The sequence below is a fragment of the Bradyrhizobium sp. USDA 3315 genome (assembly GCF_054056795.1).
Genome location: NZ_JBSRYP010000001.1, coordinates 9,604,160 through 9,630,305 on the forward strand (window position 1 = coordinate 9,604,160; position 26,146 = coordinate 9,630,305).

Below are 26,146 nucleotides of genomic sequence, written 5' to 3' on the forward strand. Positions count from 1 at the left end.
TTTCCTTCAACTAACCATCTCATGGGCGTGAAACGCGGAATCGCAGAGCGAAGCAAAAACTGGAAACTGCAGCAAAACTAATAACGAGAGGGTCTACTCTGAGGATCTGTATCCAAAGCACCGCCCCCCTCCTGACTAAGCAAGGTCACCCTTGGAGTAGCGGAAAGTGGTTGAGACGGTGCGAGAGAAGCTCACATGAAGGCCCGCGACACGAATGGCTGAACGCGCTACGTGTTTTTCCTTGAGGGCGCACCAATCGCGGCGGCTTGCTAAAGGATGAAAGGCCGGCACCTCTCGCCGTCTGCACCGAGCCTCCGCCAGAATTGCACCGCCGACAAGCTCGTCGAGCTTGCCCTGATCCGTCGCGAATTTGTGCGTCGTGCAACGCTAGGCGTGATCGATCTGGCCGAAGCCTTCCAGATGGGCGAGGCGGATATCGTCCGCCGTACCGTTACGTCGAAAGTAAACGATCGCCCTGTCCTGACTTCCCATACCAGCTCGATGGGCCACCCGGGTCGCTCATGTTTAGGCGGCGGGAAATCCTGGTGGCGCCAACCAAGCCGGAGGTGTTGCGAGCTGCCTGCGAACACGCCGTGCTTGCCTCGCCGATCCCAGCCGTGGCCCGCGCCGGCGGCTCGGCCTGTACTGGCGCATCGGGCATCGCCTCCAGCGCTGCGAGCATCTCCTTGCGAGACTTCCAATGCTGGATCGAGCAGCATCCCTACGCCGAGCAGAAAATTACGCCCACAGGGAATAACACGCGCGCCGCGGTCCAGGTCGTTGAAGAGACCGCTAAAGCGGTCGCATCGTTCCGCATCAACTGGTTCGCTGTCGCAGCAAGCGCAGGCTATCAGTTTATGAATTTTCTCGACGGGGTCCCAAGCTTATCCCCGGTGCCAGCGGCTCGTTCAATTCCAAACTGAAAGTGCAGAGTTTGTGACCATTGAAGCAGCGGCTTTGGTGCGCATTGAGGAGCTGGAATGTGCGGCCGAAGTGGTGCGATCGATTTGGATGCATCCCCTATCGCGAAGGCGACCTGCAGAATGACTAACCACCGCCGCGCTGTCGGTAGGAAGCTCGAAACTCCCTCCGCAATACCTCAGAATGGGCTCCACGTGCAGGAACAGGTCGCAATGGCGGCGCCTTTTCTTCATCAAAGATCGCGCCTGGCGCAATCACCTGAATATCGCCTGCCGGCGTAGAGACCGGTACCCGTCGTAGATGTGGATGCTGAGACACATCCTCTATCTGGTTGAGTCGCCCATACGCAAGTCCCGCGGCCTCCAGCTGGCGCATCGCCTCGTCGCTCGATATTTGCGCAAATCGATCAAGGACGATTTCATCCAGATTAGCTCTGTTACTGATACGCGCCATGTTATCGGCGAAGCCGGGCCCGCGGACGAGTTCCGGTCGGTCAAGGAATTTCGTGCAAAAGTTAATCCACTCGCGATCGTTTTGAACGGAGAAGATTACGTCTTTGCCATCGGCGCAGCGGTAGGCTCCATATGGCGCTAGAGACGGGTGATTCACTCCCGCCCGCGTAGTGTGATAGCCGCTGTAATCGAACTGAAGCACCGGAACATTCATCCAGTCCGCAATGGCATCAAAAAGCGAGACCTGTATACTCGTTCCTTCGCCAGTGCGCTCACGCTGAAACAGCGCTTGCAAAATAGCATTGAGAGCAGTCATACCGGCTGAAATATCACAAACAGAAACGCCGACCCTTGCGGGCCCGTGCGCTGTCCCCGTAATGGAGCACAGCCCAGTCTCGCCTTGCACGATCAGATCGTACGCTTTCAAATGCGACAAAGCACCGCCGCCGCCGAATCCAGAAATGTCGCAGGTTATCAGGCGCGGAAAGCGCTTGCGAAGATCCGCGGAGCCAAAGCCAACCTTTCCGATGCTGCCTGGTTTCAAGTTCTGAATGAAAACGTCGGCTTGAGCAACCATCGCATCAAGAACTACGCGATCTTCCGCAACGGTCAGGTCGAGGCAAATCGATTCTTTCCCCCGATTTAGCCAAATAAAATAGGCACTCTGCCCGTGAACGAGCCTGTCGTAGTTTCGCGCGAAGTCTCCCTCGGGTCGTTCGACTTTGATCACACGCGCACCGGCATCCGCAAGCCGGGAAGAAGCATAAGGCGCGGCCACCGCCTGCTCGACAGCAACGACGGTGATACCCTCAAGGCTTCTTCTCATGCGGATGCCGCCGCAATATTCCGAACGGATTGGGAGCGTCGGTATTTGAGGATGGAAAGCAGCCTGCTTTGCTCGTTACCGACGATCGAGAGGCCCTCATCGACGCCCATTCCAGGTTTAGCGAGCATCATGTCAGCCTGTGTAGCCACTGCGACATGTACCGCGGTCCTCGCTGACAAGTCTGTTTCGGTGCAGCTCCCACCAACATATGCACCGACCCCATTTTTCTTGCAGACCAAAACGGCGCTGGCACTGTCGGCGATCGCCCCAACGTCAGGCATCTTGATCTGAACTAGGTGAGCCGCTTTTGCTTCGGCGAAGAGCCGGATGTCGTCGAGCGTATTACATCGTTCATCGACAACAATCTTGGCTTCTGTGCCACGCCGGTCGAGAAGCGCAACAATCTTGGCGTATTCTTCGAGCTGAGATTCCGTTGATCCAAAATCTGCCGGACATTCAATATGAAGCCGGTATCCGGGAACGTCATCTGCAACCCGCGTGATGAAATCGGCAATTTTTGCCGCCTCCATACCGATCTCGAGACCAATCCAACCGTAAACGTCAAAATGCAACACAGGATGATAGCCGGGCCGTCCGATTTCAGTTGTGCGCTTGGCGACCCATTTGACGAAATCGCGAAAGGTCTCGCCCGATGTGCCGAACTTCTCACGCGAGTTGATCAATCCATGCGGAAGCACATCGACAGACTTGAGAATCATCTTGTCGACATTGATTTCTCTTGCATCCCCACTCTGAGCGTAGATCGGAACCGGCCTCTCCGGCAATGGTAAGGAAAATTCGGAGCAGATCACCTCGGCAGGGGTGGTACGGGCGATATGCGCGGCAGCGCGCAGCAAGGCTTGGCTCACGCCATATTGGATCGCGAGAGGTAGTCGCTTGTTCTCATGGTATGCGAGGACGCGTTTGCAGGCATCGAGAAAATTGGACACGTCGACCGCGAGAAGCCGTGGAATAACGACCGATCTGGTGATCGCTTCGATTGTATCGGCCTGAAAGAGCGGATCACGACCGCCCGCACCCGAATATTGTACGCTCATCATATCGCCCCACACGATGACGTCATCCGAGAGCATGAGACCGATGCTCAGCGAACGCGCCGGCGTACGGATAGCGGAAAACCCTGGAGTGAGGGGCGGCCCAACGTATCGAAAACCATCATGGGCAGCGCCGGCCCGTATTGCGGCTTGATCGTCATAAAAGAAGCTTCCGTTGCCGGGAGCCAGAATAACGTCTCTTACCGTGGGAGAGCTTGTCATCACGCACTCGATCTTATGTCTTTGTTGGAGTACCGAAGAAGCGACGAGATCGGTCCAGTCACCAATGCGGCAGCCGCTCCCGCATTCATCGGGAGCATTTGGAAGGTCCTGGCCCTCTTTTCACACGCCACTTCTGCTTGAGATAGTTCAGCGGCCGGTTGCGTGCTTGGGCGGCGTCCACAGGATGGAATTAGTTCATTCTCAAGGCGAATCCGGCGACTCATGCGAGGGACATAGGATGGGTTGAGTTCACGAGCTTAAGATTTTGGAAAGTCCTTAACCCTTCCACGCCACCCTCATAGCCATAGCCGCTCTGTTTGACGCCAGCCATTGGTGCGTCCGCAGACACTCCCTTGAGGAAATTCACGCTCACAGTACCCGCCGTCAGACTGCTGATCATTCGCCGCTGAATGTCAGGGGAGTCGCTGAAGAAATAGGACGCCAAGCCGTACTCAGTCGCGTTTGCCTCCGCAATCGCGTCTTCAATCGTGCCAAATGGGGCAACCGTAAGGATCGGTCCGAAGGGTTCTTCGTGAAGCACCTGGGTTTCAGGATGGACGTTGCTCAGAATTGTAGGTGGCCAATAAAACCCGGGCCGGTCAATGCGCTTACCACCCGTTTCGACCCTTGCCCCGCGCTCGAGGGCATTCTTCGTAAGCCGTTCCATGGCTTGGAGCCGTCTCGCGTTGGCCATCGGTCCCATGTCCGTCTCAGGATCGTCGGGTGGGCCAATCTTGAGCTTTTCTGCGGCCTGGACCAGTTTTGCTAGGAAGTCTTTGTAAACCGGTCTCGCGACCAGAATACGGCTAGGAGCGTTGCAACTCTGACCTGCGCACTCAAACTTGTAGCTCGTTATTGCTGAAACTGCCTTCGAAATGTCTGTGTCTTCAAACACTACGACAGGGGAGTGGCCGCCGAGCTCAAGAACGCATCGCTGCAGATTGCGCGCCGCGATCTTGGCAAGTTGCTTGCCAACCGGCGTTGATCCGGTGAACGAGAGAACTCGGACAATGGGTGATCCGAGCAGGTGTTCGGAAATCATTGGCGGATGTCCGAAGACAAGGCTCACAACGCCAGGCGGAATGCCCGCCTCGTGTAGGGCCTCGACGATAAAAGTGCCCGCGCTTGGGGTTTCTTCGGCCGCCTTCAGGATGACTGGACAACCGGCTGCGATAGGGGCGGCAAGTTTCCGCGCGTTAAGGACGGCAGGATAGTTCCACGGCGCGAACGCAGCAACTACACCAATCGCCTCCGGCGCGATTACCCTTTTCTCGTCTATCGGAAATGGGGCCGATAGTTCTTCTGCGTGAATACCTGTCCATTCCAGCGTTTCGACCGCGCGCGCGTACTCTCCGTTCGCTTCAGCCAAGGTCTTGCCTTGTTCTCTGGAAAGCGCTGCCCCCGCAGCATCGATTTTCTGCTTTAGAATTTGTGCCGCACGAACGAGAAGCGCCCCCCGTTCAGTGGCCGGAGTGTTGGACCAGCGCAGCAAGCCGGCTTGCGCAGATGCCAACGCATCGTCGAGATCTGATGAGGATGCAATAGCCACACGCCCGAATTCCTGCTCGGTGGCGGGGTTGATAAGGGCCAGATCAGTGCCGTTACCGCCTGAACGCCATGCCCCATTGATGAAGAGTTTGTAACCTATGCTATCGGACATGCGTCGATCGTCGATCCGTTTTGAAGTTTATCGTAAATGAACACGCTCAAGTTCGCACTTGAACATAGCTCGGGTGGATACGCCGGCACTTGATCCGCCTGTACGTTCAGCAAGATCGGTGATTGAGACAACGATGTTACCCTGCAGCATCTAGCCAAAGCGAGCAGTCCATCACCTCGAATGCCCTTGCCAACTGAGCCAACTCTCAAAGGAATTAGTGATCGTTCCCTTGAATGGTGCCAGGGGTAGCTGCGGCGACCATTCTTTAGATCCTCTCACCGGCTCGCACGAGCTCATCCATCACGCAGCGAACTGCACTTTCGGCGATCGATACGATCTGATCGATTTCACCCTTGGTGGTCACGAGCGGCGGAGCGAAGCCAAGAATGTCACCATGCGGCATGGGGCGGGCGATCAGTCCACGGTCGCGTGCTGCCTTGGAAATGCGAGCACCAATCTTGAGCGATGGATCAAACCGCTTCTTGCTATCGCGATCAGCGACAAATTCGAGTGCCCCCATCAGGCCGACGCCACGCACTTCGCCAACGATCGGCAACTGCGCAAACTTCTCCCTGAGTTGAGCTTGGAAATAGCCACCAACTTCGCGTGCGTTGCCAGGAAGGTTTTCCTTCTCGACAATATCGAGAACCGCATTTGCTGTAGCCGCGCCAATCGGATGACCAGAATAAGTGTAGCCGTGCGAAAATGCACCGACCTTGTCAGCGCCCTCCTCGAACACTTTGTAGACCTTCTCTCCGACGATTGCAGCCGAGAGCGGGAAGTAACCGGACGTCAGCCCCTTCGCCACCGTGATCAGATCCGGCTCAATTCCGTAATGCTGAGAGCCGAACATTGAACCCGTGCGGCCAAAGCCGGTGATTACCTCGTCAGCAATCAGTAGTACATCATGCTTCTTGAGCACCGCTTGGATCGCATCCCAATAGCCTTCCGGAGGCGGTGTAATGCCGCCTGTGCCTAGCACCGGCTCAGCGATGAATGCACCCACGTTTTCCGGGCCGAGGCTTTCGATGAGTTTGTTAAGCTCAACCGCCCGGCGGGCCGAGAATTCTCGTTCGGTCTCGCCAGGGTTCGCCCCCCAATAGTGATGCGGGGCTCCTGCGCGCGCAATATGTGGCAGCGGCAGATCCATGTAGTCGTGGTAAAAGCTCATGCCCGTCATCGAGCCAGACAGGACGCTGCAGCCGTGATAGCCACGTTCACGGGAGATGATCTTTTTCTTTTTGGGCTGGCCTCGAAGGTTGTTGTAGTACCAGACGAGCTTGGCCTGCGTCTCGTTGGCGTCCGAGCCAGACATACCGTAAAAGACTTTACTCATCTTTCCGGGCGCCATCTTAACAAGCCGATCGGAGAGGATCGCAAGCTCGTCCGTGGTGTGCGCGGCGTAGCAATGATAGTACGCAAGACGGTAGGCTTGACGCGAAATGGCGTCGGCCACGTCGGTGCGACCATAACCAACATTGACGCAGTACATTCCCGCGAACCCGTCGATCAGCTGGTTACCATGGGCGTCCTGGATGCAGATACCCTTACCAGTTTCGATGATCGTCGGCTCCCCAAGCCTGCCTTCAGCGAAGTCCTTGAGCTGCGTGAAAGGATGCAGGACGGAGTTTTTGTCCTTTTGGCTGATTTCTTTGATGTTTATGGTCATTATATGCTTCCTGATGAGCGCGCAGATCGGTGTGCACACTATGCGCGGCGCTCGAAGCCGAATGTCCCTGATTTTCTGCACCTTACGGCCGAAAATCTGCTCCTAGTGGGGCTGATGCGACGCTTTGGCGAGCTAGCGTATTCTCGGTCGCATCAGCCACGGATCCCGCGCCCAGGGAGTTTGGTTACCGGCGCGAGGTATCGGCCGGTGCGCGACGCCGCGACGGCGCAACCTAATTCTCTGGCGAGCGAGTTTCTGCTCGAGCGCTTCGAAGATGTTGTCCAAAGCTTGCACGCAAACCCATTGAAGCAAAGCACTGCTTCCGCAGCGCCCGTAATGAATTATCGCTTTAACATCGCGAGTCATTAGAGAGCGTTTGCTAGACGATCGCTAGCTATACATCGCGAGTTGCCAGATCCGCAGCATGGAGCAGATCTTTTGGGCTTTCCCCTCGGACGAAGGTGAGATCCGTTAGACCTAGTGTCCCGCGTCACCAGTTCGCAATCATAGATTCGCAGTAGATTCGCGTCGCTCTGCCAAGGATGGAGGCAAACAGCGACGGAGTCTCCAATGGAGCCGAACATAAACGAGGCGATAAGAGCCTTCAAACTGTTTGTGTGCACTCTTAGGAGCACCGTTAGAAGAGTCATCTTCGACAAGAGTGCTCACAATGGACGACCATTCGGACGACATAAAGCGACCGTCCCCACGTATCAACGTGTATGCTGGCAACGCTCGACGCGCTCTTGGATTGAAAACGACGTTCAGTGATCAGGTTTCGATCGTGAGGTCACCACGCCCAGGGAGGGCACCTCTCGAACGTGCCAGCAACAGTATCGGGAACAGTTGTGCTCGGTCGAGGACGTAGGAGCTATGCTCTTACTAAAGTCAAATTCAGGGGCGGACACTGCATTACTCCGCGCGGGTACACGGCGGTAACAGGATTTCCCCAGGCAACGATATTCCGAAGCCATTCAAATTTGGTCAAACCTAAATCTTGCACTCCATAGATGGCGGGGCAGAACTGGTTGGATGCCCTTCGCTTCGCACCCGACCAGCTCGCGCCCACCAAAACTCAGGCAGCCAGCACCGTCTCAACCAAGTTCACCCAATACCCAATGCCATATGGCAGGGCTTCATCGTTGAAATCGTACGCTGGGTTGTGCAACCCTGCGCTCGATCCATTGCCGATAGAAATGAAGGCTCCAGGGCGCGCCTCAAGCATATACGCAAAGTCCTCAGATCCCATTCGCGGTTTCAGCTTATCGTCGACCGACGCGGCCCCCACGAGACCGCGTGCCACCTTGATCGCGAGATTAGTCTCATCCCGATGGTTGAAGGTGACGGGCTCAAGTCGACGGTACTTCAACTCGACGTCCCCTCCAAATCCGCGCGCGATACCTTGTGCAGACGCCAGAATCTGTCGTTCGGCGAAGTCACGCAAGCTGGGCACGAGGGTTCTGACAGTACCGCTCATTTCAACGTGAGAGGGGATGATGTTGTAGGCCTGTGCGGCACTTAATTTAGTGACCGAGATTACGAGCGACTCGAGCGGGTTGGTATTGCGCGACACCAACGTCTGCAAGCCTAAGATGATCTGGGCTGCGATGACAACAGGATCGATCGTATCATGTGGCCGAGCGGCGTGGCCGCCCCTGCCCTTCACGATGAGATCAAATTCGTCAAGCGCCGCCAACGTTCCGCCCTCGCAAATACCGAACTTGCCGACATCCATGCCTGGCAAGTTGTGCATGCCAAACACTTGGGAAATGCCGAATCGGTCCATGATTCCTTCCTGGACCATTTTTTCGCCACCGCGCCCATCTTCTTCCGCAGGTTGGAAGATCAAGGCGACCGTTCCCCTGAATTTGCGCGTATTCGCAAGATATTTTGCGGCGCCCAGCAGCATGGCCGTGTGACCGTCGTGACCACACGCATGCATTTTGCCCGGTATTTTCGATGACCATGGTTTATTAGATGCCTCAAGTATTGGCAGAGCATCCATGTCTGCCCTCAACCCGATTGTCGGCCCTTCTCCACCCACACCCTGAATCAACGCCACGATACCGGTTTCAGCTATTCCCGTTTCGATGTGATTGATGCCGAAGGAAGCCAGCTTCTCTGCTACGAAGCTTGCCGTGTTGTGTACCCGATAATCCAATTCGGGACCTTCATGGAGGTGACGCCGCCACGCGGTCGCCTCGTCCTGCAGACTCCGGAAAGTTTCAATGCCGTTCATGTCCAGCCCTCAAGTTTCAAATCACGCGCGATAGAGCGCGTGCGACGTACGACTGAGTATTTCGGCGCCGCGCTCAGTGATTACGACATGCTCGCTCGTCCCAAACAAATAACCGCTTTCCCCAAACACAAGGAGCGGCATGTGGAACGTCATTCCGGCCTCAAGAACATCTGCAGCATCCGGCTCGAGGCTTATGTTGCCCCGCTCTGTCCAGTTGATGCCGGTTTGATATCCGGTGCGGCTTCGAAGGGCGTTCGGGCGTCCGGATTTGTCGATCACCTTACGCGCGGCGGCATTGACCGCTCCTGCCGTGACACCCGGCTTCATCGCGGCGATTAGAGCCTCAAGAGACTCTTCCGCCAGCTCGTGCAGAGCCTCTGTCTCAGCGTGCCGTCCTAGCACCGCGCTGCGGATGATCCCCGCGGCATAGCCATTTTTGATGCCGCCGATTTCCATATACGCAGGCTGGTTATTCTTGAGCGGATGCTTGCTTGGGGCACCATGCGGCAACTTCGTCCTATCGCCAAACAGGAGATTGGTTGAGGGCGGTCGAAGTTGCCCGCCCGCCTTTTCCACCTCCGTCTCGATCGCCCTCAACACCTCAATCTCAGTGATGCCGTCGCGCAGTGAGGCCTGAAAGGTCCGCACAGCGATATCGGTAATAACCATCGCATCTCGCATGACCTGGAGCTCCAGATCGTTTTTGATCGCCGCCACTGATGCAACCAAGTGAGTGGCATCGGCGACCTTCATGTCCGGTAGCCGGGCCTGAAGCGCATACACATCGTTCGGAGCGAGATTCCAGCAGCCAAGCTCAAAACCGACTCGCTTGTTCTGCAAGCCATTTCGGTGAAGTACGTCGGCACATACTTTTGCGAAGTCCGGCTGCTGCGTATACCCCACAATATCATCGACGCAGCTATTCGCGCGAACCGCTTGAGTATCGAAGTCTCTGACTACATAGGTGGGAGCCCGCCCCGGGACGAGGATCAACGGGAACGGCGCGAAGTAACCGCCACCTCCGTTGTATCCAGAGAGATACAAGAGATGACCATGGGCGGTGACTACAAGCGCGTCCAACTTCGCCCGCGCCATCGCCTCGAACAACTTCTGTTGCCGGCGCTCATACTCGGATTTCGGGAATGCGATACCGGTCAAAGGAATCGCGGACGACGTTGCGGCCATATATTGTCTCCATTGCTCTCTGGGGACATTAGATTTGCATTTCTGTTGGTATCGTGCGTTCTTCGGTGCATATCCGCAGCATTGCTGCGCTCCTAGCCATTTTCACGCCCAAAATCGCGACATGTCCGCTCCCGGCTGATTACATGTAACGAGCTCGGCGCCGCAGCAGTTGCTCATCGAGCAAAGCGGCATCACAATGCGGAAGTCCCCGTCAAGAGGCCGGCTTCTTTAAATGTGCAACAGATTCAATACTTGATCCCTTGGATACCCTCCATTGAGTATTCTATTCAAAGATATCGAGGACGAAGTCCTTAGAGAGGCTCTCCAAACAACTGGCGCACATGAAGGGCAATTCGATTCAGCAACGTTGACGAAAATGGTTCCGTCCGAGAGTCACCCGTCCCGCGATCCCGATAGACGTCAAGAGACTTGGCAGATCCGCATCGACAGCGTGATAACCGAGATAAGACGAACGGAGGCGGAGAGTTCGTTTCTTTTCGGCACCGCGTCGCGGATGTAGCTTGATGCTTGTCTGTGGGCTTACCTGGCTCTGACTGTGCGTCTGGCCATCTCAAAGCTGCAAATTACTGCTTCGAAGCTACTCGACTTTCCCTGGGAGCGGCAGCAGATCGATTGGCCAAGTCGATGAAAAGAGACCTAGCGCACCACTGTGGCCACCTCAGCTAAGTCTAAGCTTCCTCGCACGTAAGTCTAATTTGCCGGCTCCCGGAGTACCGAATTAATCAGGCTCAACTCTCGCACGGAACCTCAATCGGAACCGCAAAGCCGGCTTTTACGCGATCTAATATCACCATCGTCTTGAAGCTCTTGATGTCTGAATTTTGATAGAAAAACCGCTGAGTGAACTGATCATAGTCTTCCATGCTCCGCGCGGTAACGTAGAGAAGAAAATCAGGTTCGCCGGTGACGGAACAGCCACTTACGATTTCAGGCGACGATTTGATAGCCTTCTTGAATCTCTGCATTATGTCAGGACTATCCCGATCCAGATTTACAAACACGAGCATTTGGATGGGTCTTCCTACCGCCTTCGGCGAAACGATTGAGACATCGCCCTCGATGAGGCCGTCCGAACGGAGTCTCTTCAGCCGTCGCTGACACGCGGTCGCAGAAAGTCCCGCCATCTCACCGATCACGTCGGAGGTAAGACGGTTGTTCTTCTGCACGATCTCGAGAATGCGAGCATCTATTCGGTCGTATCGCATATGGGCCCCTCCCGGTAACCTTCATCGAGAAACAGCTGTTCAATGCAGGAAAATATTCGAATGACAGCAAACAGCGACACAAATCTGTTTGTCACATTATCCTGAACGCCGAGCGCATTCAACCAATGACAGCGCGAAACCCCGCCAATACGCGTCCTCCTCACGGTCCGTAATTGGATTGCTTTGCGGGCTGCGTTTAGGCAGCTTGACGCGCCGCGAACGCCAGTTCCAGGCGGTAGTTCTCGAATCTGGTAGCGGGGCGATACGACTGCCGCAACTCACGTTGGATATCGGATATGAGAAACGCGCATGATCCGGGAGGCGGGTGAATGTATGATTGCGCCTTCATGCTTGCCTTTGTCGTACACCTCAATCACGGAGCACCGGGTCACGATATGCGTAGCGCAAACGCGTCGTGAAATGCGATGTCACGCTCGGCTTCCGAGGCGACGGAGGTGAGATTCATTTCAACGGGTTCAGCGAACCCAGCTCAGACGGCGCCGGTAGCGCAATCTTGTTTACGACAGAGAACTCTTTGTCGTGCATGGGATCAGCTCCCATGCCGATGTCAAGAGCCTAGAGGGTCAGGCCCCCGGTGCCGTAGCTGTCTTCTTGCCGAGACTCTCACGGCCATCAGCTGCTCATAATCGATTGCCACGGTGATCTTTCACTACACCAAGGCTTCGCCACACTTGTAGAGCCGTCGCCCCGTTTAGGTTCTTGGGAAAGGAGAACAAGACCGAGCAACGGTCGTCGCTGACCCAAATCTCGCCAACCCCACAGCTCGCTGAGAGCGGCGTGTCTCCTCATGGGCGGAGGTATGTTCGCCTTCGGCAGCATCTTGACCAATCGTATCTAGCGGCTAGAGATAGCCCCTTCCTCCTTAAACTTCTTTGAGCTTCTTTTTGGTGATGAGGCAGTCAACGGCTGTTAGTCTGGCGCCATTGGCGGAAATGATAACGGGATTGATGTCGATCTCACCGATCTCGTCGGCAAGATCGGTGCAGAGTGTGCTGAACCGGACGATGCACTCGGCCAATCCGTTCAAGTCCGTCTTTGGCCCTCCCCGCGCGCCGCGCAGAACGCTCGCACCGCGCAGCTGTCCGATCGCTGATTTGACATCCTCCGTATCGAAGGGTGGCAGCAGCACCTGCACGTCCTTGAGCGCCTCAACCCAGATTCCGCCCAAACCGAAGGCGATGACCGGGCCAAATTGTCGGTCAAAAGTCGAGCCGAGCATCATTTCGGGGCCGGACGTGGCCATCTGCTGCACTACCACTCCAGTGATATGCGCTTCGGGGCGGTGCGACCGGACTGAAGCCACGATCTCGTCGAACGCCGCCGATGCTTGCTCGGGTGAAGAGACGTTCAGGACAACGCCGCCCACGTCGGTCTTGTGCACAATCTCGGCTGCCTCGATCTTCATCGCCACAGGGAACGTGAGACCCTGCGCGATGCGGGCGGCTTCATCGGCTCGCGTGGCCAGCGCTTCGCGTGTGACTGGAATTCCGTAGAGCGCGAGCAAACGCTTGCCTTCACGCTCAGTCAGAACGTCCCCCTTGGCCTCGCGGATGATGCGCACCGCCTCAGAATAGTAGGCGCTGCGCCGGCCCCATCGGTTCGACAGGCGATCGCCAAGCTTGCGGTCGCGAAGAAACTCCGCATAGGTCATCAGAGCAGAGAGTGCCTTCAGCCCGGGAGCCATTCCCTGCAGAAAAGGCATACCGTCGAACTCGGCCTTAGGATCGAGCATCGGAACTTTCGGATCGAGAGACGTATAGAAATGGCCCCCAGCGAGGCTCATCACGGAGAAGACCACCTCTGGAGCCGCCGCCGCCGCTCGCGTCAGCGCTTGGCCAGCGACCGAGCGCATATCCAGGCACGTAGGAAAGCCACGCCCCCAGACGACGACGTCATAAGCGCCGCAGGTGGCGAGCGCGTCTAATGACTCATCGATAATGCGTGCATCGTAACCGGCTTGCGCGGTGAGATCGAGCGGATTGCTCAAGTTGCCGAACTCGGGAAAAACTACCTCAAGCCGAGCTTTCACCGGTGCTGGCAGCGGTGGGAATTCGATGCCGCAGGAGTCGCCGAAGTCAGCTAAAATGCTAGCGGCGGTGCCGGAAAGGGAGGCGAACGCCACGCGCCGCCCGAGCGGCCGCTTGGCCGAGGAGAGCGCAGCCGCAGTCTCAATCAGATCATCAACGGTATCGACCCGGATCACTCCGAGCTTCTTCAATACGGCATTGATCGCGACATCCGAGCCCACCAGCGAGCCTGTATGGGCCAAGGCGGCCTGGCGAGCATTTTCGGAGCGGCCGACCTTGATCATCACGATCGGCTTGCCCATGTCGGCGGCCCGCTCGCACGCCTTGATGAACTCCAGCGGGCGCTTGATTTGCTCACAGTAGCAGGTGATGACGCGGGTGTCGGCCTCATCGACAAAGTAGTCGATGAAATCCGCCACATCGAGGCAGGCTTCGTTACCAACTGTAACGACGCGCCCGATACCAATCTGACGAGCCAGTAGAGGCACTAACAGGCTGTAGACGAGGGTGCCACTCTGCAGGATGGCACTAATTCCGCCCGCCTTCATCGTGTGAAAGTCTAATGGGACCGCCATCAGCCGATTAGCCGCGTTCATCAAGCCGAAGCAGTTTGGACCGACGACCGGGATGCCCGTCCGTTCGGCCCACTCCGTGAGCCGGCTCTGCTTTGTGATCCCTTCCCCGACCTGCTCAGCAAAGCCGCTTGAGATGATCTGAATCGCTCGCACTCCCGCAGCTTCGCAATCTTCAAGTATTGCGGGAACAGCCCTACTTGGAATGGCGATGATGGCGAGGTCAACCGGGTGAGGTATCGCCGACAAACTCGGAAAGCACGGCACGCCCTCGATCTGCTCGTAGCGAGGGTTCACCGCAACGAGCTCGCCCGAAAAGTCCCATTTTTTGATGTTCGCAAGGATTTCGGTGGCGAATCCTCCTTTCTGTGAGGCGCCCACGATTGCGACGGATTCCGGCCGAAAAAGCCGGCCGATCCTTTCGGCCATATCGCGCTGAGTGCTCTCGTGATTCAGCACACGATCAACTGGCATGTTCAACCCGTCCTCTTGTTTTCCGCTCTAGTTCCACAACCTTATCGCCCAGAGGAAGCCTCGCGGGGAGCCACAGTGGGCCGATGCCGGGCACCGTCATCTCGTCAGCCGGGTGAAGCGCCGGCACTCGATCTGCCAAACCACCCCTAACATCAACGATGCGTGTCGGCGCAGGAATCACGGCCGCTCGACCCTGCGGTTTGAAAGGCGCTGTTGAGGTCGACGGGATAGACTTCCACTTGCGATAGCATCACAGATACCTGTCACCAAGGAATTGTGTTGCCTTGGTAGTCTAGGAAGGCCCCGCTTGTAGCGGTTGTAAGCTCGGCGATCCGGCAGATCAGGCCGCGTGCACTATCTTCTGCGGAAATTGACGCGGCGGATGCGGCCCCCCGCGCGCCGGTCATGTCGGTTCGGACAAAGCCTGGGTTGAGCAACGCCACCAGAACACCATCGCCTGCCCAGTCTCGCGAGAGAGCACGCATTCCGCTGTTTAGAGCCGCCTTTGAGGCGCGGTAGGCATATCTCTCGCGGGCGTTTGAGGTAGGAGGCCAGTCGATGCTAACGGATCCAAAATCGCTAGTGATCGCCACCAGCTTTTTTTCGCGTCCGCGCAACAGATTCTCTCGAAGCGCCTGGGCGATGAGCATCGGAGCGAGAGCATTGACACGTAACACGGTGATCCAACCCTCGGGGTCGATGCGATCGGGCGACTGATCCTTGGGTGTGCCATTGATCCCGGCATTGTTGATGAGGATGTCGATCGGCTGATCGGCTAGCGCGCGCTTAAGCGACGCAATCGACACTTCGTCGCTCACGTCAAGCTGCACAATCCGCGCACGATTCGCAGACGCGGCGACAAGATCTTTTAACTCATCGGCCCTTCTTGGATCGCGGCAGCAGGCAATGACCTCGGCACCATCAACCGCGTATTGCCTCGCAAGAACGAGGCCGATTCCTCGATTCGCACCCGTAATCAGAACTGTAGTCATGTAACGAAAATCCCAAGGTTGTTTGCTGTTATGTCGGCCGTCGCCAATCCTCGAAACATCAATTCAAACGCAGAACCCTTCCTCATCAAGCTTCTTACGGGATACAATAGCAGGAAAGGCAACGCATGGTGGCGGCAAAACTGCCACCAAGGGACGCGCATATTCTGCGGACAAAAAAACACGAGCGCTGACTGTCAGTTCGAAGCGAGATAGGTGTTCTCTACCGAACTGCTGGCCTTGTCGTTATTGCTCCGCGTAAATCTCGTGGTATGCGCCATCCCGGCTAAAATTCGATAGGTCTTGCACACCACCATGGCTGTGCGGTTATCGCAAATGCTGGTCATCGCGTCTTCTTGGGTGACCGGGAGTTTAGGCGTCCCCCTGGTCGGTTCATCACTAGCCATGGGCGATTTAATCTCTTTTCGAATGCAGGCTCTAGCCTGTCTAGTCGGTTGCGGATCAGGCTTTGTGCGTAGCAGTCCATAACGCGATTGAGATCGCACGTGTCGGGGCCTCAATCGCGTCGAGAGAATTGCGGAACTCTGTCCACGGAAACTACTGAACGCGGAGCTGGCGATATACAAAATGGGCGGCACGCGTCAGCAAAATTCAGCAAGCTATTCTGTGAGGATTGTTGCGTCGTTCGCCGCCCACGACGCGACGCAGGCATCGCCGACCTCGGGCATTGTTTTTGCCGTTACGTTCAGCACCTTCGATATCAGCTGTAGTCCGCCTTCGCTCCTGAATTCGAAGATTGTCGCATCGCCAACGAACGTCATGCCGGTGATGTGCCCCTCCATTCCGCCGGGGGCGCCGGCGGCGCTCGTTTCGAGATGCATATGCTCAGGCCGCACGCACAGCGTCGCGTCCCTGTCGGGATCCTTCCAGGTCGGGCCTGGCAGGGTTTCGCCGGCGGGACCCTGCACGGTACCGGACTTGAGTTTGACGGGTATTAAATTGACTTCACCTACGAAACCCGCGACGAACAAATCGGCCGGCCTGCGATAGATGTCCTTCGGGGCCGAGACTTGGCGAATGCGGCCCTCGTGCATCACCGCAACTCGGTCGGACATGGCAAGCGCCTCATCTTGGTCGTGCGTGACGTAGATCATTGTCTTGCCGACCTCCTTGTGCAGGGTCTTGATCTCGTTCCTCAGATGCTCGCGCAGCTTCTTGTCGAGCGCGCCCAGAGGCTCATCAAGGAGTAGAACGGGTGGATCGAAAACCAGAGCGCGAGCGATCGCCACTCGCTGCTGCTGACCGCCCGACATCTGGTGGGGGTAGCGCGAGGCCAAGGCGCCAAGATGCACTTGATCGAGGATGTGCCGCACCCGTGTTTCGACCTCAGCCTTTCCAATACGTCGCATCCGAAGCGGATACGCAACGTTTTCGGCCACCGTCATGTGTGGGAACAGGGCATAGTTCTGGAAGATCACGCCGAGCTCGCGGCGGTGAGGCGGCAGGTGCGTGATGTCCTTCTCGTCGAGCAGGACCTGACCGCTGTTCGGCAGCTCGAAACCGGCAATGATCATCAGAGTCGTTGTCTTTCCCGATCCGCTCGGTCCAAGCAGCGAGATGAACTCGCCGGGTGACACGGAAAGACTGACATCCTCGACGGCGATCGCGCTACCGTAACGCTTCTGCAGGTTACGCAGGGCGATGCCTCCAGTTTTCACATCAGTGCCGCTCGCGGTCGCTTTCATCAACATTTCAGCTCCCTAGTGTCAATTTATCATTTGGCTTCGATTGCCTGTGCCCACACAGGACGTCAGGCGCTCTTTTTTCGCTTGAGCAGGGTCCCGACGACAATCACAATTGTCGCAAACAGCATCTGTAGCGTGGCTACAGCAGCAATGGTGGGACTAATGTCCTGCCGGATTCCTTCCCACATGCGCATCGGCAGGGTCGTTATCTTTCCGATACCAAGGAACAGCACGTAGACGACGTCGTCGAATGAGGTCAGGAAAGCAAAGAAGCTGGCGACGATGAGCGCCGGCGTGACGAGCGGGGCGACGATGGTACGAAAGGTCGCCCAAGACCCGGCACCAAGACTGCGAGCCGCCCGCTCGTAGCTCGGGTTGAGGTCCCGCAGGTTGGCAACTACAATCACCACCACATAGGGGATGGCGTGGACCGCATGTCCGAGCGCCAGGCCGAACTCGGTGCCCTGCAGTCCGAACCGCGCCAAGAGGAAATAGGTCGCGACGGCCACGATAACAGTCGGCATGATGATCGGTGAGAGCAGAAGAGCCACCATTGCTCCGCGCCCCGGCATGGCGCCGCGCGACAGACCGAAAGCTAGCATGGCGCCCAGCGTAGTCGCCATTGCAACCGCCATCAGCGCAATACGGATGCTGGTGAAGGTCGCGCGCACCCACAGCGTATCGAAAAGAAAGGCTTCGTAGTTGCGCAGCGAGTAGCCTGGCAACGGGAAGACAAAGTAGGACGAGGCGCTGAATGACAGATATGCAACGATCAGGACTGGCAGCAGGAGAAGCACAGCCAGAAAACATGCCAGGATCGGGACACCTCGACCTCCCATCGACGGAATCCAGCGATCAAGAGCGTTTGCCGCCGAGCCGATCCTCATCAACATTTTGGCACCTATCTGACGGCGGGCAAGGGTCGAACCGAGCTTGCCATCGGAGAAACCCAGAAGTTGCTCAATTGGAAAAAAGCGCGAGCCAATCCACAAGATGCTCAGGACAGCCATCAGAAGGACGACCGAAAGCGCAGCGCCGAAATTCCAATTGAGTTGCTCCAGGATCTGAGAGCTGATCGCCATCGTGATCATGACGTCTGACAACCCGCCCATCAAGGCTGGTGTAATGTAGAAGCCAAGACAGTAGATGAAGACGAGCAGCACCCCTGCAATCAGGCCCGGGAGGCTAAGCGGCAGAAAGACAGTGAGGAAAGCCGCGAGTGGGCTTGCTCCGTTGGCCCTAGCAGCGCGCATCAGCTTCGGGTCAATGCTGGACATGACCGTGTACATCGGCAGGATCATCATGGGCATGACGATGTGGGTCATGCCGAGAATCACGCCGAACCGGTTATAGAGCATTGCAATTGGTTGAGACGCCCAGCCGAGTTCAAGCAGATATTGGTTAATGACGCCATTGCGCCCGAGAAGGACAATCCAGGCGAAGGTGCGCGCCAGTGTGCTGGTGAAGTAAGGCAGCACGACTCCAATAAGCAGAACGGTACGCAACGCTGTGCCGGCCGTCGTGAGAGCGTAGGCGATGGGATAGCTAAGCACGAAGGCGAGTGCAGTGACCGTAACGCTGATCTCTAGCGTGTTGCGCATCACGGTCAGATAGACGGGGGTGTCGCCGATGCGAGTGAAATTCGACAGAGTCCAGTTTGGCATCCCAAACGCGAGCAACAGAAGCCCCGTGAGCGGCACGACGAAGAGCACCACGAGGAAGATACTGCCGGGCAGCAAGAGCCAGGCCCACGGCGTGGGCCAAGGCCGCGAATATTGCGCCTGGTCTTTGACTACGATGGAACTCATTGTGCCCGCCATGATAGCCAGCGCTCCTGGAGGTGGTCCAAATTCGTCTTTCCGTCGGATCGCTTCTTGGCGAGCCAAGCGGAATCTTGTTCTACCACCATCGATGCAACCTCCTTATTGATATTGAGCAGCGGAAGAAGATCAGATGGCAAAAACTGAAGTTGATTCGTATTGGGACCGGGAAGCAGCGTCCCGAGTGTGAAATTGGCGGCGTTTTGGGCGCGATTTACGAACGCGATCAGCTTCTGCGCATTCGCGGTGTTAGGGCCACCTTTTAATGGCGCCCAATACACATAAACCAAGTTACCACCATCCCAAACAATGCGAATGGGCGCCCCCTGACGGATGGCCGCTAAAGCGCGGTTGTCTCCGCAGCTCGTCATTTCCAGTTCACCGTTCAGCAATAGCTGAACGGGCTCGCCGCCCGCGCTCCACCACTTCGTAATATGCGGCTTGATCTGATCGAGCTTCTTGAAAGCTCGATCGAGCTTGTCCTCCGTCATGGGCCACCGATCCGCTGCCGGTAACCCATCGGCTGACAGCGCGAATGGCACATTGTGCCGGACGTTCGAGGCGAGCCCGCGCGGCCCCGGAAGCATTTTCAGGTCCCAGAAGTCCGCCCAGCTTTTTGGCTCCTTATCGCGGAAGGCGCGAGCATCATATGCGAGCACCGTTGTCGCCCGGTAGGCGACGGCCGCGTCCTCAAGACGATTGCCCGCCGGAACGCCTGCCAGCGATTCCGCATCCCACAAGCTATAATCGATGGGCTCGAACATGCCGGCTTCGGACATAGCCGGATAAGTCTGCGCGTCGATGAAGGCCAGATCCCAATCCATCCGACCAGCTTCTTTCATCGCCTTCACTTGAGGCTCAGCAAAATCTCCAGTCACATCGACCACAGCAATGCCCGTCGCCTTTGTGAAAGCTTCATAAACGTATTTTCGCGCCCCCTGCGTGAACGAACCGCCGTAGCTGAAGACGACAACTTCCCCACTGCCGGCAAGCTTTTCCTGCGCCCAGGCCGCGCTCGCGTTCGCAACAACGGGCGCGCTCAGCAAAGCCGCCGTCGATCCAAGAAGCGAGCGCCGGCTCAGGCCCCGACGTAAATGACCAAGGCAGTTCTTTTCGGTCATGGCACCCCTCCCGACGCAGCACTACATGGTTTAACAGAACGATTTTCACCATCTACCGCCACCCTCACGCGCAAAGACAGCAAAGGAAGAGAGATCATCGAAGAAAACCTGCAACCGCCGCGACCGCAACTGCGATTTCGCCCAACCGGCTATGGCGCCATGCGAGCGGGCACACATAACGCCACTCCACGCCGCTCCCGGTGTAACATCGGGCGTTACCGGGGGCTGATGCTCGCGTTAACAGGCGAAACTGGCATTGCAGCAAACCGTTCGATGCACATAGTCTCGAACCGAGTGGAGAGTCCGGCACACTCACCCATCATGACACCGACGCGCAGGACGGTCTTTTTGCCACAGACCTTGCTCCAGCGTGATCGGGAAGACTCCTTCTCGCGCCCAACGCGTGAATTTACCTAGCCCCACCCCTCGAATCGGAGGACAAGAGCCGAGCTCACATTGCAGGTTCCTTCGTAAGCTCGTCCATCACTTGCTTCGTCGCGCGATAGGCGAATTCAACAATCTCATCAATTTCATGTTCGGAAACGACGAGGGGTGGAGCAAACCCCAGAATGCCCCCCCTCCCCCCATGCGACATTGCTCGCGAAATAAATCTCCTGTCGCGCACCACCTTGAAGATTCGGGCGCCCACCTTGAGCTGCGGATCAAAGCGTTCTTGGTCGCAGCGCACAACTTGGGCGATGACTTCGCCAGTCGCCGGATCAACGACAGCATCTCTTTTGTCGCCCTCGATCCGGCGTCCGTTGATGAGAGCGGCCCCGGCAAGAAAATCCCGACGGCGCAGGACTCTCAAGATGTTGTTTAGCTAGCCCGAGCAGAGGTGTACTTTTGGGACGAGCAAGTTGGAAAACCATTTAGAAGTCTCTGTCGGTCATTTTGTTGAAGTTCTGCTGCCAATCAGGATACTAATTGTCACAGACAGATTTGCGTCGCTTTTCACCGTCGTTTGGACGGTTTCCTGCAGGACCCCACCATTTTGCAGCGGAATTCAACTGGAGCCCCGATTAATGCAATACGACCGAATAGACGCCCGCATTTTGGAGATTGTCCAAAAAAACAATCGCCTGACATCTGAGATTATAGGCGAGCTTGCTGGGCTTTCCGCGACTGCATGCCAACGACGTTTGAAGAGGCTCCGCTCCGACGGCATCATCGAAGCCGATGTCTCGATCGTTTCGGCGAAGGCTGTAGGAAGGCCGATCCAAATGCTCGTACTGGTAAGTCTCGAGCGGGAGCGCGCAGACATCATCGACAGATTTAAGAAAGCGATCAGATCGTCGGCTGAAGTCGTCAACGGATTCTACGTCACTGGGGACGCTGACTTCGTCCTGTATATCACCGCGCGGACGATGGAAGACTACGAGCAATTCACCCGGCGATTCTTCTATGAAAACCCTGACATCAAGGGATTCAAAACAATGGTCGTGATGGACCGGGTAAAGGCTGGTTTTGCGATTCCGGTAGAAGCTCCCGACGAAGGTTGATGTTCGTACTTTGTGGCCGTTCTACCGCGGCTTCCCGCTCTTTTTCGTCGCTCATCCATGCTTAACGCCAGAAAGTGGCGCCATCTGTGTCGTAGAGTCGTCTAGCGATGTTAAAACGTCGCAAGAACGTAGGGGCATGATAGCTTTAGGCAAGTGAATGGATGTCGCTCACGTCTGCAAGAGAGGCGATGTCGTTTTTCTTCTCAGCTCAGAGATGACAGTGCTGCGTTGTTTAGAAGCTTCGTTGGGCTATCAGAAAACTGGGGGAAACGTCCGATTAAAGCACGACAGATTATCACTAGACTTGGATGTCGTGTTTACGGATCAATGATGGCGGCAGCAAATCCGAAACCGGCACCGCGCATAAACTTTATATTCGAGCGCATCAGTGCTGCTCGTTTAATTCGGACTCAACGTTTCACGATTTTTCGATCTGCGATCAAATTGACGCGCAGAGTTCGCGAACCAAATGACAAAGCCTTCCGATTTTCAGACGTCCAACAGCATTGCCGCGCCGCTGCACAATCCCACATTCCTGCGGATTTGGCTGGCGAGCCTGCTGTCGAACCTCGGTATACTTATCCAAGGCGTCGGCGCGACCTGGGCGATGACGGAGATGACATCATTCGCTGATAAGGTGGCGCTCGTGCAGACAGCCTTGTTGCTGCCGATAATGTTGGTCGCTATGCCGGCTGGCGCTATTGCCGATATGCGTGATCGCCGGATCGTAATGCTGGTTGCACTGTCCATCGCTCTTTGCGGCGCCACAGCTCTTACTGCGATTGACTGGTTGGGCTTCACGACACCAAACCTATTGTTGGTGCTTTGCTTTGTGGTCGGCACTGGCATGGCGTTGATGGGACCGGCCTGGCAGTCTTCTGTCAGCGAGCAGGTGCCAGCCGAGAGCTTGCCGGCTGCGATCGCTCTCAATGGCATCAGCTACAACATCGCTCGGAGTTTCGGGCCGGCGGTTGGTGGCCTTATAGTTGCAACTGCAGGAGCCGTTTTGGCTTTCGCGGTCAACGCATTTCTTTATCTCCCATTGATAGCTGCGCTGTTCCTGTGGAAGCGTGTGCCGAAGCCATCGCGGTTGCCGCGGGAACGCTTAAGCCGCGCCATTGTCTCCGGCCTGCGCTATATCGCCAATTCTCCCTCAATCAAAGTCGTGATTGCGCGCTCGATGATAACCGGGATAGTCGGCAGTGGCATCCAGGCGCTGATGCCGCTGGTTGCCCGCGATCTGTTGCATGGAGGCGCGCAAACGTACGGCATCATGCTCGGTGCTTTCGGCGCGGGAGCTGTCATGGGAGCGCTCAACATTGGTGCATTGCGCGCGCGGATGAGCAGCGAGGCTGCGGTTCGGACCTGCACAATATCGATGAGCGGCGCCATAGCCGCGGTCGCCCTCAGCCACGAACCGATATTGACAGTCGCAGCTCTGGTTTTAGCGGGTGCCGTGTGGACGATAATCTGGACATTGTTCAACATCGGCATGCAACTGTCGGCGCCGCGGTGGGTTGCCGGTCGGTCGCTTGCGGCTTGGCAGGCATCGTTCTCAGGCGGACTAGCGATCGGCAGCTGGGGGTGGGGGCGGCTAACCGATGGACTTGGGGTTGAGGTCGCGCTGCTTGTGTCGGCTGCATTGATGCTGCTCTTGCCCGTTCTTGGGCGCTGGCTGCCCATGCCGTCTATCACGGAGCGGGGAGAGGACGCCGAGATGCTCGCCGATCCTAAGGTACGGCTTCCCCTTACCTACCGCAGCGGCCCTCTTGTGGTTGAACTCGAGTACAGGGTGGCTTCCGAGAATGCGCGTGCCTTCCATAACGTCATGCAGGATATGCAGCTCTACCGCCAACGCAACGGCGCCTATGGCTGGTCGATTGCGCGTGACATCGCCGACCCCGAGCTATGGACGGAGCGCTATCATTGCCCGACGTGGCTAGATTATTTGCGCCAACGCAACCGGTGGACGCAGTCGGAGCGCGTGCTAGATGACAAAGCGATGGCTTTCCACGTCGGGCCCGAGCCCGTGCGTGTTCGCCGGATGCTAGAACGCCCATTCGGATCGGTCCGCTGGAGAGAAGAGGTGCCCGACTGCACGCCGAATGAGCTCTAGGCTAGGACGTCGAAGAAGGCCAGTCAAAGCAAGGGTGTGTCGGCGCACGCCCGGGCAACGGAAGGCGGCGGCTAGTGCCCTCTGCCTATCGGCGAATCCCGCGCGCCATTGCAGCACGATATCCTCGTCGATATCGGCCGCGGTGAGCGCCGCCTCTGCCTTTCATCTGCGTCGCGAAACACAAGAGCGGCCTGTGAGCCCCGTTGTACCATCTCAAACGCTGCAAAGCGGGCTAAGACTTTGAAGCTCAAAGCACGGGACGCCATCCCGAATGATTGGGGTCTCACCGTCTCCTGCAGCTTGCGCCTGCCGAATAGCGCAAGCGTATAAAACCTGAAGAATCCTATAAGGTGGTGCAGATTTTCGGCGAGATGCACTCTCAAACGGGAAGATATGTCAGCAAAGCGGCGCTATACTTGTCAAATGGCACCGACACCTTCTCTTGGAATTCTGAATCTTGAACAAGGGTTGACGCCCGGCGCTCCTTCTCGGGCACCCCGCGCTCACTCGATTCTTAACCCGACTTCCTACGATTTCCCAGTCATCTTGGAAACAGTCGCAGGAGCTTGGGCAGAGATCGTCATTCGGGGCGATCCAGCACTTGAGCCAGCTTTTATCTCGGCGGCCCAAAAATTGGTAGAGCGGGGAGCTGTCGCTATCACGGCGAACTGCGGCTTTTCCATTCGGCACCAGGCCGCAGTGGCCGCGTCGGTTAAAGTTCCGGTCGTGACTTCCAGCCTGCTCTTACTGCCAAGCCTTCTTCGCCAGCTGCCGAAGGCTGCTAAGATTGCAGTGCTGACAGCAGATGCCACGCATTTGAGCGAGGATTTGTTAGGGGTTGATGATCCTATCCATAGGTCGCGGGTTGTGATTGGCGGCATCGAAGGCGGCGAGATGTGGCAAAACGAGATGAAACGTCCGACGCCACAGACCGATGTCAGCGTGATTGAACGGGAAGTCGCCGCGCGTGTCGCGCAGCTTCGAAATGAGCATCCAGCGATTGCTGCGATCTTGTTCGAATGCACGGCTTTTCCGCTAGTGGCGCCTACCATGCGCCGTGTGACGAAGCTGCCCATCTACGACATCACGACCCTCTGTCGCTTGACGCTCGCATCTGTCGCGTGACAGTGCGCTTTCAGGCCATCTGGAGCCCCCGGGCGGTTAGGTCTTCTCGATGTCAAGCGAAGCCACTGCAGACCGGCGGCGGTTCTCCATCCTGGATCCGTCCAGAAAAGTGGTTGCATCTCATACTCCGAAGCTTCGTACTAGGAGCGGCACAACAGAATTGAGCACCGCCGGGCGAGCGGCAAGCTGATAACCCGGCGAAGAGCGAACTGCTCCTCCCGGCATCATGCACGGGCTTCGGTCGCCGAAGCTTCAATGCCCCACCAGTTGCCGGCAGGTTGGAGCCGGCGCAGACACAACCCGGAACAGTGAGGAGGGTGGAACAATGCCCACCGCCGACTGCCGAGTAGCCACATCCCCGCTAACTCGATCGTGACGGGATTGTTACAGAGCCGTTCAACTAGAGCTCGAAAAGTTTTCGCGAGCTTTGGTCAACACTTCCACGCCGGACTCCGTCAGCCGAAATGTCTCGCTAAGCACGTAGCCAAAGTCTTCATCGATCCAATTGCCCAGCATCGAATGGAAGGTCATGTTCGGCTTCAGTTCCGTCAGATCCCCATCCTGCAGGCTAGCAGTTGGCTCCAACTAATCTATGCCATGGGCGTAGCCGCATCGAGAGTCCTTCTTCAGCCCATGCTTTGCGATGGTAAGCGGCAAGGAGACCCCGTCTGGCGGAGGGGGTGAACGATCGGCTATCGGCTGCTAAGTTTGTGAGCCGATGTGAGCTTCTATGTCTGCGCCTAGTTCTGGAACTAGAACCTTCCATATGATCGAAGCGGTCGCCGACCGTCTTGAGGGAGCGCCGCGGCAGCTTCGCCGACGCTGGTCGGACGAGTTTAAGGCCCAAGTCGTGATGGAGGCGCTGGAGCCTGGCGCGAGCGTCTCGGCGATCGCCCGCCGGATCGGCATTCACCCGTCGCAGCTGTTCGCCTGGCGCCGTGACGCTCGGGCCGAGCGGCGGCGTTATCGCTCACGGCACTCGAGTTGCGAGGGTGTGGTGGCGCCTGTGGCAGGCGCGGTGATCGAGATTGCCATTGGCGAGGTGATCGTGCGCGCCGGCGTGGACGTCGACGAGGCGCAGTTGCAGCGGGTGATCCGGGCGGTCCGTTCGGCATGATCCCCTCCGGCGTGAAGGTGTTCCTGGCGAGCCATCCAGTCGACTTCCGCAAGGGTATCGATGGCCTTGTTGCGCTGGTGCGCGATGCCGGCTCAGATCCG

At 57.1% G+C, this 26,146-nt stretch carries 18 protein-coding genes and 1 pseudogene; 5 read left to right on the forward strand and 14 right to left on the reverse strand.

Annotated features, from left to right (window positions below; translation table 11 throughout):
• The first annotated feature begins 545 nt into the window (after positions 1-545).
• The gene (locus ACVIYL_RS44775) at positions 546-923 is read left to right on the forward strand and encodes a hypothetical protein (protein WP_456781729.1); all 378 of its coding nucleotides are present in this window, start codon (positions 546-548) and stop codon (positions 921-923) included.
• Between the two features lie 124 nt (positions 924-1,047).
• On the opposite strand, the gene ACVIYL_RS44780 is transcribed toward ACVIYL_RS44775, so the two are convergent.
• From ACVIYL_RS44780 to ACVIYL_RS44840, 13 genes are all read right to left on the reverse strand, one after another.
• Positions 1,048-2,199: a CaiB/BaiF CoA transferase family protein gene (locus ACVIYL_RS44780; protein ID WP_456781730.1), complete on the reverse strand. Its 1,152-nt coding sequence runs from the start codon at positions 2,197-2,199 to the stop codon at positions 1,048-1,050.
• Positions 2,196-3,476 carry a methylaspartate ammonia-lyase gene (locus tag ACVIYL_RS44785; protein ID WP_456781731.1) on the reverse strand — a complete coding sequence of 427 codons (1,281 nt, stop codon included), beginning with the start codon at positions 3,474-3,476 and terminating at the stop codon, positions 2,196-2,198. The genes ACVIYL_RS44780 and ACVIYL_RS44785 overlap by 4 nt, the downstream gene beginning before the upstream one ends.
• 220 nt (positions 3,477-3,696) lie before the next feature.
• Entirely contained in the window at positions 3,697-5,136 is a 1,440-nt protein-coding gene (locus ACVIYL_RS44790; protein ID WP_456781732.1) for an aldehyde dehydrogenase family protein, read from the reverse strand.
• Between the two features lie 265 nt (positions 5,137-5,401).
• Positions 5,402-6,805 carry an aminotransferase gene (locus tag ACVIYL_RS44795; RefSeq protein WP_456781733.1) on the reverse strand — a complete coding sequence of 468 codons (1,404 nt, stop codon included), beginning with the start codon at positions 6,803-6,805 and terminating at the stop codon, positions 5,402-5,404.
• A gap of 1,075 nt (positions 6,806-7,880) precedes the next feature.
• Entirely contained in the window at positions 7,881-9,044 is a 1,164-nt protein-coding gene (locus ACVIYL_RS44800; RefSeq protein ID WP_456781734.1) for a M20 aminoacylase family protein, read from the reverse strand.
• A 21-nt stretch (positions 9,045-9,065) separates the two neighbouring features.
• Positions 9,066-10,229, reverse strand: coding sequence for a M24 family metallopeptidase (locus ACVIYL_RS44805; protein WP_456781735.1), 1,164 nt, complete (start codon positions 10,227-10,229; stop codon positions 9,066-9,068).
• Positions 10,230-10,978: 749 nt separating this feature from the next.
• Positions 10,979-11,455, reverse strand: a complete 477-nt coding sequence (locus ACVIYL_RS44810; protein WP_456781736.1) for an Lrp/AsnC family transcriptional regulator — start codon at positions 11,453-11,455, stop codon at positions 10,979-10,981.
• Positions 11,456-12,338: 883 nt separating this feature from the next.
• The gene (locus ACVIYL_RS44815) at positions 12,339-14,549 is read right to left on the reverse strand and encodes an acetate--CoA ligase family protein (RefSeq protein ID WP_456781737.1); all 2,211 of its coding nucleotides are present in this window, start codon (positions 14,547-14,549) and stop codon (positions 12,339-12,341) included.
• A gap of 263 nt (positions 14,550-14,812) precedes the next feature.
• On the reverse strand, positions 14,813-15,541 hold the full coding sequence (locus tag ACVIYL_RS44820; RefSeq protein WP_456781738.1) for an SDR family oxidoreductase: 729 nt from the start codon (positions 15,539-15,541) through the stop codon (positions 14,813-14,815).
• A 617-nt stretch (positions 15,542-16,158) separates the two neighbouring features.
• A complete protein-coding gene (locus ACVIYL_RS44825; RefSeq protein ID WP_456781739.1) occupies positions 16,159-17,250 on the reverse strand; it encodes an ABC transporter ATP-binding protein in 1,092 nt (363 codons plus the stop codon).
• 59 nt (positions 17,251-17,309) lie between these two features.
• A complete protein-coding gene (locus ACVIYL_RS44830; RefSeq protein ID WP_456781740.1) occupies positions 17,310-19,064 on the reverse strand; it encodes an ABC transporter permease subunit in 1,755 nt (584 codons plus the stop codon).
• Complete coding sequence (locus ACVIYL_RS44835) at positions 19,049-20,185, reverse strand: ABC transporter substrate-binding protein (RefSeq protein ID WP_456781741.1); 1,137 nt, start codon at positions 20,183-20,185, stop codon at positions 19,049-19,051. Before ACVIYL_RS44835 ends, ACVIYL_RS44830 begins: the two co-directional genes overlap by 16 nt.
• A gap of 451 nt (positions 20,186-20,636) precedes the next feature.
• On the reverse strand, positions 20,637-20,996 hold the full coding sequence (locus ACVIYL_RS44840) for a hypothetical protein (protein ID WP_456781742.1): 360 nt from the start codon (positions 20,994-20,996) through the stop codon (positions 20,637-20,639).
• Between the two features lie 214 nt (positions 20,997-21,210).
• Between ACVIYL_RS44840 and ACVIYL_RS44845 the strand changes: the two genes are divergently transcribed.
• The 3 genes from ACVIYL_RS44845 to ACVIYL_RS44855 all read left to right on the forward strand — a co-directional run bounded on the left by ACVIYL_RS44845 (position 21,211) and on the right by ACVIYL_RS44855 (position 24,928).
• Entirely contained in the window at positions 21,211-21,687 is a 477-nt protein-coding gene (locus ACVIYL_RS44845; RefSeq protein ID WP_456781743.1) for an Lrp/AsnC family transcriptional regulator, read from the forward strand.
• Positions 21,688-22,156: 469 nt separating this feature from the next.
• Entirely contained in the window at positions 22,157-23,803 is a 1,647-nt protein-coding gene (locus ACVIYL_RS44850; protein ID WP_456781744.1) for an MFS transporter, read from the forward strand.
• A gap of 393 nt (positions 23,804-24,196) precedes the next feature.
• Positions 24,197-24,928 carry a hypothetical protein gene (locus tag ACVIYL_RS44855; RefSeq protein ID WP_456781745.1) on the forward strand — a complete coding sequence of 244 codons (732 nt, stop codon included), beginning with the start codon at positions 24,197-24,199 and terminating at the stop codon, positions 24,926-24,928.
• A gap of 396 nt (positions 24,929-25,324) precedes the next feature.
• Here ACVIYL_RS44855 and ACVIYL_RS44860 read toward each other — a convergent pair.
• A pseudogene (locus ACVIYL_RS44860) lies at positions 25,325-25,576 on the reverse strand (M24 family metallopeptidase); the annotation flags it as partial.
• 118 nt (positions 25,577-25,694) lie between these two features.
• On the opposite strand from ACVIYL_RS44860, the gene ACVIYL_RS44865 reads away from it, so the two are divergent.
• Positions 25,695-26,045, forward strand: coding sequence for a transposase (locus tag ACVIYL_RS44865; RefSeq protein WP_253606702.1), 351 nt, complete (start codon positions 25,695-25,697; stop codon positions 26,043-26,045).
• The last annotated feature ends 101 nt before the right edge of the window (positions 26,046-26,146 follow it).

Excerpts from the sequence above, each read along its gene's own strand:
- ACVIYL_RS44780 (WP_456781730.1), bottom strand. The coding sequence starts at position 2,199 with ATGAGAAGAAGCCTTGAGGGTATCACCGTCGTTGCTGTCGAGCAGGCG.
- ACVIYL_RS44800 (WP_456781734.1), bottom strand. The coding sequence starts at position 9,044 with ATGAACGGCATTGAAACTTTCCGGAGTCTGCAGGACGAGGCGACCGCG.
- ACVIYL_RS44805 (WP_456781735.1), bottom strand. The coding sequence starts at position 10,229 with ATGGCCGCAACGTCGTCCGCGATTCCTTTGACCGGTATCGCATTCCCG.
- ACVIYL_RS44785 (WP_456781731.1), bottom strand. The coding sequence starts at position 3,476 with ATGACAAGCTCTCCCACGGTAAGAGACGTTATTCTGGCTCCCGGCAAC.
- ACVIYL_RS44830 (WP_456781740.1), bottom strand. The coding sequence starts at position 19,064 with ATGGCGGGCACAATGAGTTCCATCGTAGTCAAAGACCAGGCGCAATAT.
- ACVIYL_RS44820 (WP_456781738.1), bottom strand. The coding sequence starts at position 15,541 with ATGACTACAGTTCTGATTACGGGTGCGAATCGAGGAATCGGCCTCGTT.
- ACVIYL_RS44815 (WP_456781737.1), bottom strand. The coding sequence starts at position 14,549 with ATGCCAGTTGATCGTGTGCTGAATCACGAGAGCACTCAGCGCGATATG.
- ACVIYL_RS44850 (WP_456781744.1), top strand. The coding sequence starts at position 22,157 with ATGACAAAGCCTTCCGATTTTCAGACGTCCAACAGCATTGCCGCGCCG.
- ACVIYL_RS44810 (WP_456781736.1), bottom strand. The coding sequence starts at position 11,455 with ATGCGATACGACCGAATAGATGCTCGCATTCTCGAGATCGTGCAGAAG.
- ACVIYL_RS44835 (WP_456781741.1), bottom strand. The coding sequence starts at position 20,185 with ATGACCGAAAAGAACTGCCTTGGTCATTTACGTCGGGGCCTGAGCCGG.
- ACVIYL_RS44795 (WP_456781733.1), bottom strand. The coding sequence starts at position 6,805 with ATGACCATAAACATCAAAGAAATCAGCCAAAAGGACAAAAACTCCGTC.
- ACVIYL_RS44845 (WP_456781743.1), top strand. The coding sequence starts at position 21,211 with ATGCAATACGACCGAATAGACGCCCGCATTTTGGAGATTGTCCAAAAA.
- ACVIYL_RS44865 (WP_253606702.1), top strand. The coding sequence starts at position 25,695 with ATGATCGAAGCGGTCGCCGACCGTCTTGAGGGAGCGCCGCGGCAGCTT.
- ACVIYL_RS44825 (WP_456781739.1), bottom strand. The coding sequence starts at position 17,250 with ATGTTGATGAAAGCGACCGCGAGCGGCACTGATGTGAAAACTGGAGGC.
- ACVIYL_RS44855 (WP_456781745.1), top strand. The coding sequence starts at position 24,197 with ATGTCAGCAAAGCGGCGCTATACTTGTCAAATGGCACCGACACCTTCT.
- ACVIYL_RS44790 (WP_456781732.1), bottom strand. The coding sequence starts at position 5,136 with ATGTCCGATAGCATAGGTTACAAACTCTTCATCAATGGGGCATGGCGT.